This is a genomic window from Shewanella sp. SM95 (assembly GCF_025653595.1).
GTDB lineage: Bacteria > Pseudomonadota > Gammaproteobacteria > Enterobacterales > Shewanellaceae > Shewanella > Shewanella oncorhynchi.
In genome coordinates this window covers 34,706-51,271 of record NZ_JAKKSE010000011.1, presented here as the reverse complement: position 1 = coordinate 51,271, position 16,566 = coordinate 34,706, and the positions used below count along the sequence as shown (strand labels likewise).

Sequence of the window (16,566 nt, the reverse complement as noted above, 5' to 3'; positions counted from 1 at the left end):
ACTGAACTTATACTCCACTCACATTGAGTCAGATAAAAGCCAAGTTCGAAGCCGAGCCCGAAGCCTAAAGATTAGTGGTGATGACCACCTGCACCATGGGCATGACCGTGGGCGATTTCTTCATCACTCGCATCACGGGCACCTACGACTTCAATATCAAATGTCAGTTCGCGGCCGGCTAATGGATGGTTTACATCCACAGTCGCCATAAACTTACCCATTTTAACGATAGTCACTTGGCGCTGACCTTGGTCGGTATTAACCACTGCTGTCATGCCTGGTTTCCACACAGTCGCACCCAGTAAATGCTTAACTGACACACGTTGGTGTGCGTCAGCATCCGCTACACGCTCACCGTAGGTTTCAGCGGCAGGCAAAGTCACAGTGAACTTTTCACCTATAGCTTTACCGTTTATCGCGTTTTCTACACCTGGCATCATGTTGTCATGACCGTGTAAATAGGCAATCGGATCGCGACCTTCGTTCGTCTCGATCACTTCACCTTTCTCGTCGCGCAGTGTGTAGTTAAACTGCACAACCATATCGTCTTTAATGCTCATCGAATATCCTTTGATTTTCTTCGATTTCAATTGTGGGCCGAGCTTAACAAAACTGCGCTTTTCACTCCACTTTTTTATCCGGCCTCAAAGCACTCAAAACCCGCAGCGAGCGCTCTTTGGCTACAGTAGCTACAGTAGCTACTGTAACTAAAGTGATAATCCTAAAGCGGTAAACACCTCTGGGCTTGGGAAGCCATCGGCAATCATCTGTTTGCTACGTTGAAAGGCTTGCAACCCTGCCATAGAGTTACGTCCCAACACGCCATCAGGCTTACCAACATCAAATCCAGCCTCGTTCAGTTTTGTTTGCAGTTGCTTTACTTGCTCGCGGCTTAAGCGTGGTTGCTCAGGCGGACTGACCGTCAAGGGTTGTCCACCATTAATACGATCGGCTAAGTGCCCAACCGTAATGGCATAAAATTCGGAGCGATTCCAACGCATGATCACATTAAAATTCTCATAACCTAAAAAGGCTGGGCCTGTGTGTCCCGCAGGCAAATACAACGCAGCTTGAATATCGACGGCAGGCAAAGGTTGCCCATTCGACTGTGTTACATTGAGCGCAGCCCATTCCGATAACGACAAGGGCTGTTTCGCACCTAAATGACTGTAACTAAAATCCTTTGGCAACAAGACTTCACGCCCCCAACGCTGATTACGCTGCCAACCTAAGTGCTGCAAAAAATTCGCGGCAGAAGTGAGCGCATCTGTGGTGCTATTCCATAAATCGGCCTTACCATCGCCATCGCCATCGACCGCATATTTGGCATACGCAGAAGGCATAAATTGCGTATGTCCCATAGCACCTGCCCATGATCCCACCATAGTGTCATCATCGAACTGATACTTTTCTTTCAATTTTAAGGCTTGCATCAGCTCTATGGTGAAATAATTGCTACGGCGTGGCTCACAAGCCAAAGTCGCCAGCGAATTCAATACCGACATTTTGCCTTTATAGGAACCGTAGTTCGTTTCCAGTCCCCAAAAAGACAAGATATATTGCGGCGGAACGCCGTATTTTTGCGCTAATTGATTAAGTAAGACACTGTGCTTTTGCAGTAAACGGCGGCCTTCATTGACGCGCCATTCGGTCGCGCGCTTACTGAAATAATTATCAAATGTCTGGCTGAATTCGGGTTGCTGTTGGTCCAGCTCAATCACTCGAGGGACAAATTTCAAGTTCGCAATGGTAGAGTTTATCGTCGCCTCAGACAGACCTTCTGCACGTGCTCGCGCTTGCAGTCCAGTCAAGCACATTGGAAACGCCTCAGCATTAGATTGTACGCTAGCACTGATATCGGGTATTTGATTGATTTCAGCAGCTATGCCACTTGCGTTAGAGCTGGTTGCATTAGCACTGGCACTCGCCGTTGGCGCACTTGAACAGGCACTCAGACTGACACAGGCGGCAATACTCGCAAACAGATAAGTTAACCCTTTAATTTTAATCAAATCAACAACTCCAATATTTGATCTCACAACAATCACACTGTTGTGGCTAAACACGACAATATTCCGTCTTCAAGAGGGAATTGCCCTAGAGAGATATTCGCCTTGGCATAACGAGTGAAAGGTTAGAATCCAAAACACCTTTAACGGCCAAAAGCATAGAAGACACGTTTCTCCGCTACGTAAAGCCCCTATCTGAGCCACATTTAGTCAGTAAAACAGCCTGTACCAAGGCGACTCATTACCAATAATCCTGACCCATAGTGACACGTAACACAATCCTTATCGCCATAAATACCTTGCGGCATAGGTTTATTGCTCAGTTATCCAACACAAAAAAAATCTTAACAAAGAATCCCTTGGTATCGCAGCACGTTACCGTATAATGGATAAGTTAACAGCACACATCAAAGAGACCTATCATGACTGAAATCAATGCGGCTTTGGCTGGCTTTATCAAAAATGTAAAACAACATCAGACGCTTTGGGGTCTAATGGATGAAACTGGCGAAGGCTGGGTCGTTTGTGATTCTTCAGAATTTGAAGACACAGATGTGATGCCATTATGGTCAAATGAAGCTACTGCAAAATCCCATTGCAGCGACGAATGGCACGACTATCAACCCGTTTCTATTTCATTAGAAGAATTTCTAGAATATTGGGTCTCAGATCTAAACGACGATGGTGTATTGATCGGTGTTGATTGGCAAACCGATGAAGATTGTCTTGAACTTGATCCGATTGTTTTAGCAAAAGATTTGGTTGATGTTGAAGAAGTTTAATCGCTTCAGTATGCCATTGATGACATCAAGGACTGAGGTGCTCATTCCTTGATGTCTGCTATTCCGCTTATCGATATTCCCTTCGACAAACGCCATACTTGCTGGTTTTGTGGCGAACCGAGCCATCAACGCTTCGAATATATCGCACACACACATACACCACATGCTTCGTTAGCTGTGCCCGCCTGCAGCGAATGTTTGCGATTAGCCAAACAACATACTCTTAGCTCCATTTGGGATTGTCGTATGGCCGTCAAAGATGCTCTGATGCGTATTTATGCGAAACACCTCGCCATAGGGATTAATTGGACCGAAGAAGAGCTTGCTGAGTCCGAATTCTCCTGCAAAGTGTTTGAAGGTTTTAAAAAAAGTGCTTGGATGATGTACCAAATTGCCCGCGACCGTATCAATGCGCCCAGTTGGCCACTGGTATTAGAGGGCGAAGAAATTGACGACCAAGGTTATAACGCAGGTTTTGAATTCGATGGCGTGACTTTTAATTCAGTCAATGCCGCTATCCAATACTATTCGACGCAATTCACTTTAGATCCACAGTTTTTTGCCGAACTGGTAAGCCTCGTCGGTCGAGCAAGATTCAACTATGCCTTAAGGCTCGCCCGTATCCATATCGCCGCCGCCAAAGAAATGAAGCGCCAAGTATTACACGATGTAGCAGCCGAATTAGCGTTATAACCACGCATGTTACAGGTAGTGGGTTGGCAGATGTTTGCAGAAAAGCAGTTAAAAAAGTAGCAGTTGAAAGAATGTGATTCAAAGACCGTATTAAAAACTGTTATTAAAGCGTTAATTCAAAGCACTAAACCTACCGATGATCGACTCAAGGTCAATCACCGATAGTTCGAATCTCAAAATGCGATCAGTGATTGATCACTTGTCTTAATCTTTCTTGCACCACTTCCACCAGCAAATCCGGTTGGAACTTAGAAATAAACTTATCACAGCCCACTTTTTCAACCATGGCATGGTTAAAACTGCCACTCAACGAAGTATTTAAGGTGATGAATAAATCCGACATAGCTTTATCGCTACGCACTTCAGAAGTGAGCTTATAACCGTCCATTTCGGGCATTTCGGCATCGGTAATCATCATCAATAATTCTTTGGCAACTTGTTTACCTTCATCACGCCATTTCTGCAATAACGTCAGTGCTTGTAAGCCATCAGATGCCTCAATAATTTCGATACCCAGTTGGCCTAACGTTTCACGCACTTGACGTCTGGCGGTCGATGAATCATCCACAATCAGAATTTTTCTACCTGGCATTTCATGGACTAAGGTTTCGTCGAGTACACCTTCAGATAAACGGATATCGTAGTGAATGATCTCCGCCAAGACTTTTTCTACGTCGATAATAGACACTAACTGCGACTGACCTTGATGCTCTATGCGAGTAATTGCCGTTAGATAATTATTACGTCCAGCCGTTTTCGGCGGCGGCATAATATCGCTCCAAGTCATGTTGATAATGTGTTCAACCTTACCGACTAAGAAACCCTGCACACTACGGTTATATTCTGTGATGATCATATTGGCATCTTCGTTAGGCGGCACGGGCTTAAACCCTATGGCCGAACGTAAATCAATCACGGGGATGGAAATCCCACGAATATTAGCAACACCAGAAATATGCGGATGACTACCCGGCATCGCATTCAAGGGAGGAAGCTTGACGACTTCTTTGACTTTAAAGACGTTAATGGCAAATAACTGCGTGGAATTAATGCTAAAGAGCAACAACTCAAGTCGGTTCTCACCAACGAGTTTGGTACGCTGATCTACGGTTGCAAGTACGTTTGCCATAATGCTGCTTCTCTACTCTTGAGGAAAATCCTTTCCCCACATGCGACGGATTAGCTCAAATTATAGCGGTAAACTCCCATGAAGAACCATGCCGAGAGTCTATTTTATCTAAAAATTACAACCACTCTCGCAAAGTTCGGCCATAAACTTCGTTTAGCGCATCTCAGATATCTGCATCCCTAAGCTGATATCTTCAGATAATACGCGGCATTGCTAATATTTGGTCTTAGTGTTAACGCTATCATTTAATCCTAACGATTCAATTTAGGTTAAGCATCAACTCTAACGCCTAACGCCTAACGCCTAACGCCTAACGCAATATTTTCTGGGCGAGCACCATACCCGCAAGATTAAAGGCATTTCTATCGCGGACAATCTCAAATCCCAGCTGGCGCAATACCGTTAACAACTCACTATGATTAAAGCGATTCTGTTGTGGATGCTCAAATAAGCGCCGGCTCAATGGGTTACAAATTGCGGCACGATATAAATCCTCTATCACAAAGTATCCGTTCGGTTTCAGCACCCTTACAACTTCCTTAATGGCCGCTTGCCACTCTGGAATATGGTGGAATACGGCAAAATCAAACACCATATCAAACTCGCTATCGGCAAAGGGTAAACATGTTGCATCAGCAACCGAGAAACTCAGCCCTTTTAACCCTTGCGGCCGAGATTGCCAACAGGATTGTGCGGAGGCAACCATGTCAGGGTCGATATCCACGGCCGTGATATGTCCCGCGCCAAAATGTTCGCGGATCAACTGAATGCCGTTACCAAACCCACAACCTATTTCTAATGCGCGTTCGCACAAAGCCATAGGTTTTGGCATCATAGAGGTCAATAAGGGCGCTTCGAGATGATTTTGTAGCCAAAAACGTAATGGATGCTGAACGATCTTTTTCTCAAATGGATTTAATTTCATGCCATCCTCTCACTATGGGTAAACTACTGTTGAATAATTTTACTGATCGAACTGCCATTATGGTACGTAATGATAGGAACATAAGTTCACCAGAGGCCACGATGAAATTACCTCTTTTTCCATTACCCATTTGTTTATTGCCCGAAGGTTACACGCAACTGCGGGTATTTGAACCTAGATATAAGCGCTTGGTCGCCGAATCATTAAAGTCAGGCCAAGGCTTTGGCTTATGTATGCTTGAAGAGGATGGTAAAACCATTCAGCCCATAGGCACCTTAGTGCATATTATTGATTTTGAAACCTTACCAGACGGACTATTAGGGATCAGTATTCAAGGTTCAAAACGCTTTAAACTTGATAAAATCAGTGTCGAAGCTGATGGTTTAAAGCGCGGAGACGTCAGTTTAATCGACAATTGGCCTGCTGTACGTATTGCGACCGATGAACGTTACTTGAGTCAAATGTTACAAAACATTCTTAAGGAATATCCGCAACATCTCAAGCACTACCAAACAGAACAGTTCGATGATATCGCTTGGGTCTGCCAGCGCTGGCTAGAAATATTACCCGTACAAGCATCCGAAAAGTACACCTGCATTAATGCCTTAGATCATATTATGACCCGAGATCTATTGCGCGCCGTCATTAAATAATACTGTGAATGATCCTTTATTTAAGCCACTTCGTATTGATTGAAAGTTTGACAGCAAAACTGGGCTCAGAAGTGCAACACACTTCTCAATTTTGTCGTTACTGATATCACACTCAGCACTCACGACTGCGATAAGAGCGAAAATAATGGAAAATATTCAATCACAAAGCAGGCAAACTCGGTATCATGTCCCAATCACGTCTCTGACTAATTCGGCTATGGATAACGAAATTCCAGCTTCCCAAACCTGCGAGCCTCAAGCGGATGCTTTAATCACGTTTATGCTACAAGTAGCAGACAACCGAGACAGAGCCGCCTTTGGTCACTTATTCCAGCATTTCATGCCCAAGATCCGAGCATTTGGTTTACAAAGACTGAATCAACAAGGGTTGGCGATGGATTTAGTACAAGAAACCATGACCAGCGTTTGGACTAAGGCTCATCTATATAATGCAGAAAAAGGGTCAGTGACAACTTGGGTGTTTACCATTATGCGTAATCAATGTTTCGATATGCTTAGACGGGTACAACACAATAGAGAAGATACTTTCGGTGATGATATTTGGCCGCTGTGTGATGCGACCATGGCTCAGGACACACTCACTGATCACAAGTTGACGGCTAAATTACTCCAACATCTTGATGCCCTTCCCATAGCACAAAGACAAGTTGTGCAAGGCATTTACATGCAAGAACTCACTCAACAAGAGCTAGCCGATGCCCTAAAGGTACCAATAGGGACCATAAAGTCCCGTTTAAGATTAGGGCTAGAAAAGTTGAAAAGTTTCTTGGAGACACACAATGATTAAACATCATCCCCAACAAGAATTACTCGTCAGCCATGCCAATGGGAACTTACCTTTATCAATGGCGATAGCAATATCCGCACACTGCGACCTATGTGAGACTTGTCGAGAGCAGCTTGCCCTATTCACAGAACAAGCTGCAAATTTAGCATTAAATCCTGATAGCAGTCATGCTGCAAATGATACGGGCGAAGAGTTGATGCACAGAGAGTATGTTGAGGTGCAACACTCAGGCGGCAATCAAGAATCGGCATTGGACATTGACGCTATGATGGCGCAAATCATGGCTCAACCGGCAGCGACAAATGTGCCTAATAACGCCCCTATCGATGTCGACATAAAGCAACAGAATTACACTGTGCCCTCGGTGTTTCGTCAGCATTTGGCCCGTCCATGGCAAATATTAGGCAAAGTCAGTCGCATGCGTTTTGATGTCGATGAAACGAACACCCGCGCTAGCCTATTGCATATAGATGCCCAAGGTGAAATCCCCCAACATACCCATAAAGGTTATGAACTAACACTATTACTAGCCGGGGAGTTTTCCGATCTAAATGGTGACTATGTGCCTGGTGATTTTATCGTGCTCGACGGCCAACACCATCACTCACCGAAAACCATTAACGGTTGCTTATGCTACACAGTATTAGATGCACCGCTGCATTTTACCAAAGGTCTGAGTAAGCTACTCAATCCCATAGGTGAACTGATTTATTAAACCTTTTGACTGAGTTTTTAAACAACAGCAAACGCATAGATTCATTTATAAATTCAGTTTAATAATTCCATTACATAAATGACTATGATTAATCCCATTAAAATGACCTATTTTAGTGGGATTTTTTATAACATTTACCTATAAAACGGCAATATTAACCTTAGTCAATTACCACAAAAATAAAAACGAACCCATAAATAGGCCTGGCAATTCCTCTTTAAATCAAGTAAATGGCCACAAAAAACACACTTTAATTCAACATTGGCAAATAAATAATGACATAGAATAAAAATTAAACTTGCATAAGCCATTTTTATTGATATACTGCACGTCGTTTTGAGATACACCTTGTTGTTTACCTTTTTAACCCAGCCTGATATTTAGCAATCAGAGTTCGGTCCTCATAAAGAAAGCCTACTACAAGCAAAACCCCATAAGCTCAATCATTCGATATCACTAAAATCATGTGGTTATGTCTGTGAACTTACCGTTCTCCTTGTTGTCATAGTATTGTCATTAAGCTATGGTCAACTGGTTGAATCGAGTTATTCCATTGACGTAATCGACAACATGAAATATTTATCGATTAAGCATCTCTTGATTAATGAATCAAAGATGGGGTAACCTCGATACTCAATAGAACGAATCTTTCGCACAATTGCTAAGGATATTTTATAGTTACAACTATCTCACCTATGGGTGAATTAACAAAAAGGAGTGTGGCATATGTCATACAAAATTAATGGACATGAAATTACAGTGAACTTCCCTGTAGATTCAATCTCAGTAAATAAAACCTCAATTGCTTTTACCGATCGTCAAGGTAAAAACAGACAGACTTTTTCTAAACGTACAGAAGCCATCAGCTTTATGAAATGGTTATTGTCCGCGAACAAATAAGTCAAAAAGTAAGTAAAACGATAAGTTAAAAATTAATACCGCAGTACCCGTTTACTCAAGTGTATTTAATCGGTTTCCATTATCTTCGCAGTACCGAGCACTTAAGTAGACTGATAGCCGAATGTCACGAACACGCTATCCTTTTTTACGTCATTATGACGAGCACATTTGGTTCAGGCTGTATCTCTCTCACACAGATACCTGCCGAACCAAATGAGTCAAATGAGTCAAATCCAGCGTTAGATCACCTCTTTCCATTGCAGCATCCGCTAATATTCATACACATGAATACTGTTCAGCACATCATCTATGCCAAAACCCAATACTCAAATTGCCATGCAAACCTTGATAAACCAGATCAAAGAGACTATTCCACTCAATTTAGAAGAAGCACAACTGTGCCAGGGACAATGTTTAGGTTGTTCGAAGAAAATGCTGGAAATGTTAGATGCCGAAATCAGTTATTGGCAATTTAGTGAGGTGACGCCTAGCCTAAAAGATTTAAAAAACCTCGAAAACATTGGCCGTCGTACCTATAAAATTCTTAAACGGAACCAGTTACTGTCTTAATCGCTTGTATTTGCATTTGACTATTTATGGGGCGTTTTACTTACGCGACTTAAAATAAATTCAAAACTTAACTGACAATATGACCCTAATAGAAATCACATTGCCAGTTTTATCTTCGCTATTGTCGATAGCCGTTAAAAATCACAAATCGATAGGCTCAACTTCTAGACTCTGCCAACCTTGCGCGAATATCTGCCAAAGAATATTCCGTTAATAGTTCACCATCGGCAAATACGGGGACAAACTCGCAATTGTTGACATCTTGCCAGCTGGCTTGATCTTTAAGATAAAATTGACCCTGCTCATCTTTAAATACCGCCACTAAACCCTTAGCGGATTTTTTAGTGCCATCATCTGTTTTAGGATCTTTAAATATTTCTCTGTCTTTACCATCAACTTTCGCAAAGGTCGCTTTCACGGCATAACCGTCAGTATCTCGTGTCACGTGTTGATAGGTAAAACTGCCAATTCCAAACACAATATTAGTTGACGCAAAACCTTTAGCCTTTAAGCCAGCACAAATGGCTTCAGCCCGTTCAATGGTGATTGAATCGCCATAGATCAGTCCAACATGGTTATTCAGCGCTTTGTAACCTTTGGCAGTTGTGCTACCCCCAAAGACGTCCCACAGACACTCAATAGCGCCTTTATATTCAGGACTCCCGATTGGTGCTTGTGGATCGCCACAAATGATTTTCACAGGGCAACCCGTATCAGGCCTAAACACCACTTTGCCATCGCGGGCAAGAATGCGGTCTTTTAACGCTAAGGTGAATTCTGTCATCACCTGCCAAAAATCCCAAGAATCTGAAACAATGCTGACAATGCCCGTTGGGTAAATATCTTCAATCAAACGGCGGAACGTCTCTAATTCATTCTCCATGCCACCCGCGCACATGACACTGTGCTCCGTTGCGGCCACACTGCCACCGATAAGTTCTTTATCACTATCGGCAAGGTAATATTGCTCAAGAAAATCAATCGCAGGAATGGTATCTGTGCCCGTAAAACTGAGTAAATGGGCGGCGCCGCTCATAACAGCAGCCTCTGCACCATACATGCCGCGGAAACTAAAATCATGGCCCTGCCAATCAACAAACGTGATGTCACCATCGGTTTCTAACGCATAAGCCTCAAATATTTTGCGGTATTGCAGCGCGGTAGTGGCACTGGTACACATACCCCACACATTAGCGGAAAGGATAGTTTCGAGATAATTAGTCAACCAAAAGAACCGCTCATCGGTATTGTACAAAATCAAGCAAGGCACTTTTAATAGATACACTGAGCCTTCAGGTAATGCCATAATTTTAATTGGTAAATAACCTAAATCATGCAACTCCTCAATATGCTGAGTACCGACGTTATTCGGCCCGAGATAGTTATTGATACGGCGGGAGAATTGGCGAATGACCTGCTCTTTAGGTTGTTGAAAGAAATCACGGTTCCAACTGTCAATCAAGAAATGCTTGATAAAATATTGCAAGCCAAAAAACACCATTTGGTCAGTATAACCACGACGGGATTTACGGGCGGTTAAGTTACTAAAAATCACCTGAGTATTATCGGGATATTGACGACGGTGGTCGACTTTATAGCCATCAATGGCGGTAACGGGATTCAAGTACATAATATTTTCCTTAATGATTCATATAACTCAAAACAGCATGGCAATGGCAGAACTCGCTCGAAATATGTGTGGGGACACCTAAACTATCGGTACAAAATAATCTGTCTATGCCCGCCTCTCGCAGTGCCAACTCACTGGCCTTATCTTCATAATGTGACACGATCAAAATGACGCTTTGGGCCCCCTTTTGCTTTAATTTGATGGCAAGTTCAATAAAAGTTCTGCCACCCGCGCAAATATCGTCAACGATTAAGCAGGTTTTATCCGACAAGTCATCACAGAACACTTCAGTAGCGATAATATGGCCATTGACCACATCACGATGTTTATCGGCCCTGATCACCGGCATTCCCTGTAACGCTTTAGCTAAGCCGAATACTTTTTTATTCGCCCCCGCATCGGGCGAGACTAACACTAGCTCCCCCGTTAATTGGGCTGCGATCGCGGCAACAAAACTGTGGTTATCTATTACCTGCACTCGGTCTAACAATGCGGCGGTGACATCGCTGTGAGGGTCAAAAATGCTGACTGAAGCATATTGCTGCTGATTAATCAGGCTAGCATAGACTTTTACCGATAAGGCCTCACCAGCATTACACACCCTATCTTGGCGAGCACCCGGCATATAAGGCAGTAACAGATCGATTTGCTCTGCACCACTGCGACGCAATGCATCAGTTAACAACAAGAGCTGCATGATGGAATGATCGCCACGATAACCGAAGAAAACTGTGACGCGTTTCGCTGGAGGAACCAGCAGTTGAACATGATTCTCCCCCGCACCAAATTGAAATAAACGGTAGTGAGTCTCATCACTAGCTGCGGGTAACCGATAAAAATCGGCTTGCGAAAATTGAGCGTGAGAAGCATCTTGAGACGTTTGAATACGTTGAGACATAGTAACCTCCTGTCTGTGGCAAGATTGCCGAAATTGACGGCGCCCTTGTTGTCTACATGAACAATAGTGTCTTAAAGACATTATTGTGTAAAGTTGATTTTTAGACTATTTCAGACGGAGCAACCTGAAATGTTATGCTTAAATGGTATATAGTGTCTTTTAGACACTATTAATGGGCGCGACAACTAAGAAGCCACAATATGGGTATCGAGTAATACAAGAACCGGAGACATTAAGGCAAAATCAGTAATTAAACAGCCTTTACTGATTCAAAGTCACCATGAATAAGGCATAAGCAGTCGCCGTTACTCATATTGAGCAAGGCGAATATCTTGCTTAAATCCATATTCACTGTGATCAACATTCTAAATTTCTTAAGAAGCGATACGATGCGGTATTGGGTTTCAAGCGGTATAAATTAGCAGGACGACCACGTTCGGTGCGCTTTAATCCCGTATCGATCAATAAATCGGCCTGTTCAACCCGCCGACGAAAAGATTTACCTTGGATAGGCTTGCCCAGTAAAACCTCATGTACATGCTGCAATTCTGGCAAGGTAAAAGGTTCAGACAGTGCAAATCCTGGCACTAAAGAATATAAGGCTTTTTGTGTTAAGCGTTCCCGCGCTTGCTCAATTAACTGCAGATGATCAAACGCCAAGGGCATCTGCAACACATCTGCTAATGGCCACCACTTAACATCACTCACTGAATCAATCTGAATTTGGCAAGCTTGATAACTCATCAAGGCGGTATAACACACAGTCACAGACCAGCCTCTTACATCACGACTACGATTACCCACAGTGCATAGCTGCTCAATATAAGGTGGCACTACCGCGGTTTTCTCATGCAGTTTACGTAATACAGTTTGCTCAAGGGATTGATCGCAATTTTCATCGATAAACCCACCAGGTAATCCCCATAAACCTAAAAATGGATGATTTGAGCGTTGTACTAAGAGTACTTTAAGTTGCTGATCGTGATAGGTAAACAATACGGCATCCACTGTCAGTAGCTGAGCCTTAAAAACCTTAGGATCGTAATTGGCGAGATATTCCGCTTCAGTCATTGATATTCCCCATCGTTCCAAATCATCAGCTTAATTTAGCATTACATAGCTTCAAACATATTATGTCTTAGCGTCACTAAGTCAATGATCAGAGGCACAGGATGAGCCACTTTGCCCAAATTTACGCTGATAACGTGGCAACATGGTCTCGTTCCCGAGTAAGCCACCTTGGTGGATATACATCACAGGACGAGATCCTCCGCCTTGTAAATATTCCTCAAGCACAATAAAACCTAAGGGATCGTAGAGTAATTCAAACTGCACGCCTGAGGCGCAGACCCGCTGCCACATGGCATAAAATTCCGGATAAAGTTTACCAAAATGATATTTCTTGCCGACATTAACAATCTGTGGATGCTCACTGGTATTGGTATTAAGCAACGAAAATTGCAAGCGCAAATAATCATCGCCACCGACAACGGCACAAGTCATGACGCGAATATCCGTTTGCTGACGGATAAAATACTGATTTAAAAATAATGCTGTCGTTCCCGTCCCCGAAGGTAAAAACACCGTTAAATCAATCAATCCATTCGCCTTCGCAAACTGTACTATCTCTTGCGCCAATCTATTTACCCCGTATTCAGCGTAAGCACAACGACCCCCCTCAGGGATAAAAAGCGCCGTCGGCTCATTCACGAGTACTTGAGCCTCGATATAATCTTGGCAACTCAGTCGCACATCGCCCACTTGCGCTGTAGGGTCAGGCCTAGCATTAAGATTTGACAAAACGTGAGGTTCAGATTGCGACGGAGTGCACGCCTGCTTTTGTGCTATTAACACACTTAAATCGATAATATTAGCGCCATTCGCTAAAGCGGCAGCGTAATTGCCCGTAGGATGTTTAACCACTTGACTGGCAATATGATCTACATAAAAATCACATTGCCAGCCTTTCATATTCGCTAATGTTGACAATGAATACAGTGAGTTAGCTAATGGCGAGCCATGACCTATCACCTTGCTGATGCCAGCAAACTCATGATCTAAAAAATAGCCGAATTTGCGTGCTTTATTGCCACTAAACGCCGGATGCAGTAAATCATCACGTTTTAGGAAAATGTCTCTGCCAGCAAAGGCAAAGGGTTCGACAGGGGAATTTGCAAACATCAAGCGACTCAAACAATTAAATTATCTGGTTTTTAAACCAGTTAAGGGAAGGCTAGTGTAACTCCGCCCTTCCTGTTACGCCCTTAAGAAATTATCAATTTGGCGAAAAACTAGTGAAAATGACACATGAATCTCGAATACATATAATTAACCCATTGATTATGAATAATTTAAATAGTTGGCATAGTTATCGCTTAGACATTGACATATATTCAATTTATCGAAGCTAACGATAAAGGCTAACAGGGTAAACATAAGGAGTTTTCAATGGCTGTATTACGCTTAATATTCAACATAGCTTGGTTTGTACTCGGCGGATTTGTAATGGGACTCGCTTGGTGGCTTGCAGGTATCCTGTGTTTTATCAGTATCATTGGTATTCCCTTCGGCCGCGCCTGTTTTGTTATCGGCGAAATGACCTTTTGGCCCTTCGGCCAAGAACAAATGAACCGTCGCCACTTAACTGGACGTGAAGACTTGGGCACAGGTGCATTAGGCATGGTAGGAAATATCATTTGGTTCTTACTGTTTGGGATCTGGTTAGCCATAGGGCATTTGGTCCACGCCTTAGCTTGTTTTGTGACGATTATCGGTATTCCCTTTGGGATACAGCATCTTAAGTTAGCTTTACTCAGCCTCACACCGATAGGCCAAACCGTAGTGGCTAAAGCTTAATAAGACAATGTGTTAACTGCGCTATTCACTCTCGATTATTTGGTTTCAAGAGTGGATAGCGCTTTGTCATCCCATACAGCAAATATCGCTTCGTTTAAGGCTATTTCTTCCTCCAATAAATCGTTGCAATCATATTGAGTATTGGCAGGCTCACTATCCACAGAAAACTGCACTTGCAGCTTAGTCGCCCCCACAATGTCCAACAGATAATGCGCCAGTTTTGCGGGTGCATCTATAGCGGCATCGTGACCACAATACGCGAGTACAATCAAATCGGTGTAAAAATGCCGTGCTAACGCCTTACTCGATGCCATACTCACCAGCGCATCACGGTCACCGCAGAGCACAGTTATCGGTACTTCCACTGTCAATGGACATTGGTATTGAAAAGCCGCCCAAAGTTGTCGCCATACATTGCGTCTACTTGATGTGGTATCGCGGCGAAACTCACTCCACTTGACAATTAAATCTCGGTCTCGCCGATGACGAAAACTGGTTAAACGCACTATAGTCGACTCGATTGGATGTAAAGCGTCACCCCGAGCCCGCATGAAAAAAGCCTTCAATGCATTCAGCGGGTTAAATCTTTGATACCAAGACGATAAATTCGCCGCACTGCTGTTTAATACAAAGGCATGCCTTATCTGCCAAGGTCGCTGGCATGCCATTTCCAACGCCAACATACCGCCCATAGACAAGCCGAGGAGATAAATAGTCTCCCCTTCCTGTACCTGCTCATCCAATTGCTGCCACACGGCATGGGCATAATCGGCAATCTTAAGCGGACTTAATTCGTGGGATAGCGTCCCATTGCCCGGAAGATCCGGTGTCAGCACTCGCAATCCCTTTTGTCGCAGACGCTGATCGAAACCATTCCAATGGCGCTGATCACGCATTAATCCCCTTAATAACACCCAAGTGGTCATGACTGAGACTCCCGATACCAATAATGCCGTGCGCACTCTGTCAGCTCAGTCAAACGTTCAGGTGTTAACTGCTCTAACGATTGGGCATAGGCCGCTTCCATCATAAATTGCATGAGTACTGTATGCCTGCGTAAAATCCTGTGGTGACGATGTGTTTTTTGTGGATTAAAAAAGCCAGCAAAATTAAATATTTGTCTAGGATTCTTCTTTATCCATGCCCAAGATCCCATCTCTAATGTCAAAGGTAAAAATGGCACCTGAGCAGAAGGATCTGCCACTTGGTGCTGGCGATAGAGATAATCCCAAATATCACCATGAGTGCTATAAAACTGGCTCTGCGGCGCCAACCGATAATGGCCGTGATGGGGATAACTCTGTTCAAATAATTGTTTTAGATGAAAAATATAATTGGCATTTTCGAAGGCGGTACGGGTATGGGCGTAGGGGAACCAGATATGATCACTCAAGCCAAATCCCGAGTGGGCATCGAGCGAAATCAAACTTGTGCTGCGACTCAACAGTTGTTGTACATAGGCAACTAAGCCCGCAGTTTCCAGCTCCATTCCCCCAATACCGCGATACCAGGGCAGCCGTGACGATATACGCTGTCCTCCCACCATAAAGGACACTTTTTCACGGGATTCTATCGGAGCGTTACGCATCAAATCCACTTGATTACCATTGCCCCGCGTTCCCATGAATAACCCAACAGGATTCACTACAGGTACAAAAGCTAACCGCAGGCCCGTTAGCATCTGTTGTAGGTGTTTATCCCAAACAAGCCGCTGCAATAAACTGTTTAACAATGCCAAAATAACTTGAGATCCAATACGCTCAACCCCATGCACGCCCCCCACAAAGAGTACTGTCGGACAAGGCGTATCTGTACCACCTAACTCAACACTGTAAAGGGGGAAATGCTCTTGGCGGAATGGAATGTCGGCAAGGATCTGATAATCTAACTTAAGATGATGAGTATCAATGAGTTGCTGCAGCGTATCTAACTCAAATGGAAGCTCAAAAGGAAGTTTCTTCATGTCACCTTAATCAATAAAATGAGAGAACTACTCAT

18 protein-coding genes are annotated in these 16,566 nt (G+C 43.5%); 8 read left to right on the top strand and 10 right to left on the bottom strand.

Annotated features, from left to right (window positions below):
• Positions 1–71 precede the first annotated feature (71 nt).
• Both L5M29_RS13110 and L5M29_RS13105 read right to left on the bottom strand, forming a co-directional pair.
• Complete coding sequence (locus L5M29_RS13110; RefSeq protein ID WP_105252202.1) at positions 72–560, bottom strand: peptidylprolyl isomerase; 489 nt, start codon at positions 558–560, stop codon at positions 72–74.
• 147 nt (positions 561–707) lie between these two features.
• A complete protein-coding gene (locus tag L5M29_RS13105) occupies positions 708–2,012 on the bottom strand; it encodes a lytic murein transglycosylase (RefSeq protein WP_263168175.1) in 1,305 nt (434 codons plus the stop codon).
• A gap of 419 nt (positions 2,013–2,431) precedes the next feature.
• Here L5M29_RS13105 and L5M29_RS13100 point away from each other — a divergent pair, with 419 nt between their 5' ends.
• A complete protein-coding gene (locus L5M29_RS13100; RefSeq protein ID WP_028759614.1) occupies positions 2,432–2,791 on the top strand; it encodes a DUF2750 domain-containing protein in 360 nt (119 codons plus the stop codon).
• 51 nt (positions 2,792–2,842) lie between these two features.
• On the top strand, positions 2,843–3,484 hold the full coding sequence (locus tag L5M29_RS13095; protein ID WP_263168173.1) for a hypothetical protein: 642 nt from the start codon (positions 2,843–2,845) through the stop codon (positions 3,482–3,484).
• A gap of 184 nt (positions 3,485–3,668) precedes the next feature.
• Here the strand turns inward: L5M29_RS13095 and L5M29_RS13090 are convergent, their stop codons facing one another.
• Both L5M29_RS13090 and L5M29_RS13085 read right to left on the bottom strand, forming a co-directional pair.
• Positions 3,669–4,613: a chemotaxis protein CheV gene (locus L5M29_RS13090; RefSeq protein ID WP_105252200.1), complete on the bottom strand. Its 945-nt coding sequence runs from the start codon at positions 4,611–4,613 to the stop codon at positions 3,669–3,671.
• A 310-nt stretch (positions 4,614–4,923) separates the two neighbouring features.
• Positions 4,924–5,538: a class I SAM-dependent methyltransferase gene (locus L5M29_RS13085; protein ID WP_263168171.1), complete on the bottom strand. Its 615-nt coding sequence runs from the start codon at positions 5,536–5,538 to the stop codon at positions 4,924–4,926.
• 101 nt (positions 5,539–5,639) lie between these two features.
• Here L5M29_RS13085 and L5M29_RS13080 point away from each other — a divergent pair, with 101 nt between their 5' ends.
• The 5 genes from L5M29_RS13080 (at position 5,640) to L5M29_RS13060 (ending at position 9,184) form a co-directional block, all read left to right on the top strand.
• Positions 5,640–6,191, top strand: a complete 552-nt coding sequence (locus L5M29_RS13080; RefSeq protein WP_028759610.1) for an LON peptidase substrate-binding domain-containing protein — start codon at positions 5,640–5,642, stop codon at positions 6,189–6,191.
• A 145-nt stretch (positions 6,192–6,336) separates the two neighbouring features.
• Positions 6,337–6,999 carry a sigma-70 family RNA polymerase sigma factor gene (locus tag L5M29_RS13075; protein WP_028759609.1) on the top strand — a complete coding sequence of 221 codons (663 nt, stop codon included), beginning with the start codon at positions 6,337–6,339 and terminating at the stop codon, positions 6,997–6,999.
• On the top strand, positions 6,992–7,714 hold the full coding sequence (locus tag L5M29_RS13070; RefSeq protein ID WP_263168169.1) for a ChrR family anti-sigma-E factor: 723 nt from the start codon (positions 6,992–6,994) through the stop codon (positions 7,712–7,714). Before L5M29_RS13075 ends, L5M29_RS13070 begins: the two co-directional genes overlap by 8 nt.
• Before the next feature lie 726 nt (positions 7,715–8,440).
• Positions 8,441–8,614, top strand: a complete 174-nt coding sequence (locus L5M29_RS13065) for a hypothetical protein (RefSeq protein ID WP_006082106.1) — start codon at positions 8,441–8,443, stop codon at positions 8,612–8,614.
• 309 nt (positions 8,615–8,923) lie between these two features.
• On the top strand, positions 8,924–9,184 hold the full coding sequence (locus L5M29_RS13060; protein ID WP_011789018.1) for a hypothetical protein: 261 nt from the start codon (positions 8,924–8,926) through the stop codon (positions 9,182–9,184).
• Between the two features lie 157 nt (positions 9,185–9,341).
• Here L5M29_RS13060 and L5M29_RS13055 read toward each other — a convergent pair whose 3' ends face one another.
• From L5M29_RS13055 to L5M29_RS13040, 4 genes are all read right to left on the bottom strand, one after another.
• Positions 9,342–10,814 (bottom strand): nicotinate phosphoribosyltransferase, encoded by a 1,473-nt coding sequence (locus tag L5M29_RS13055; RefSeq protein ID WP_263168167.1) that lies wholly within the window; start codon positions 10,812–10,814, stop codon positions 9,342–9,344.
• A gap of 10 nt (positions 10,815–10,824) precedes the next feature.
• Positions 10,825–11,712, bottom strand: coding sequence for a ribose-phosphate diphosphokinase (gene prs, locus L5M29_RS13050; RefSeq protein WP_263168165.1), 888 nt, complete (start codon positions 11,710–11,712; stop codon positions 10,825–10,827).
• Positions 11,713–12,069: 357 nt separating this feature from the next.
• Positions 12,070–12,783 (bottom strand): NrtR DNA-binding winged helix domain-containing protein, encoded by a 714-nt coding sequence (locus tag L5M29_RS13045; RefSeq protein ID WP_113940909.1) that lies wholly within the window; start codon positions 12,781–12,783, stop codon positions 12,070–12,072.
• Positions 12,784–12,864: 81 nt separating this feature from the next.
• Positions 12,865–13,893, bottom strand: coding sequence for a pyridoxal-phosphate dependent enzyme (locus L5M29_RS13040; protein ID WP_263168163.1), 1,029 nt, complete (start codon positions 13,891–13,893; stop codon positions 12,865–12,867).
• A gap of 267 nt (positions 13,894–14,160) precedes the next feature.
• Here L5M29_RS13040 and L5M29_RS13035 point away from each other — a divergent pair, with 267 nt between their 5' ends.
• Positions 14,161–14,568, top strand: a complete 408-nt coding sequence (locus L5M29_RS13035) for a YccF domain-containing protein (protein WP_028759602.1) — start codon at positions 14,161–14,163, stop codon at positions 14,566–14,568.
• Between the two features lie 35 nt (positions 14,569–14,603).
• On the opposite strand, the gene L5M29_RS13030 is transcribed toward L5M29_RS13035, so the two are convergent.
• Positions 14,604–15,494: an alpha/beta fold hydrolase gene (locus L5M29_RS13030; RefSeq protein ID WP_263168162.1), complete on the bottom strand. Its 891-nt coding sequence runs from the start codon at positions 15,492–15,494 to the stop codon at positions 14,604–14,606.
• Positions 15,491–16,531, bottom strand: coding sequence for a M14 family metallopeptidase (locus L5M29_RS13025; RefSeq protein WP_263168160.1), 1,041 nt, complete (start codon positions 16,529–16,531; stop codon positions 15,491–15,493). The genes L5M29_RS13030 and L5M29_RS13025 overlap by 4 nt, the downstream gene beginning before the upstream one ends.
• Positions 16,532–16,566: the final 35 nt, after the last annotated feature.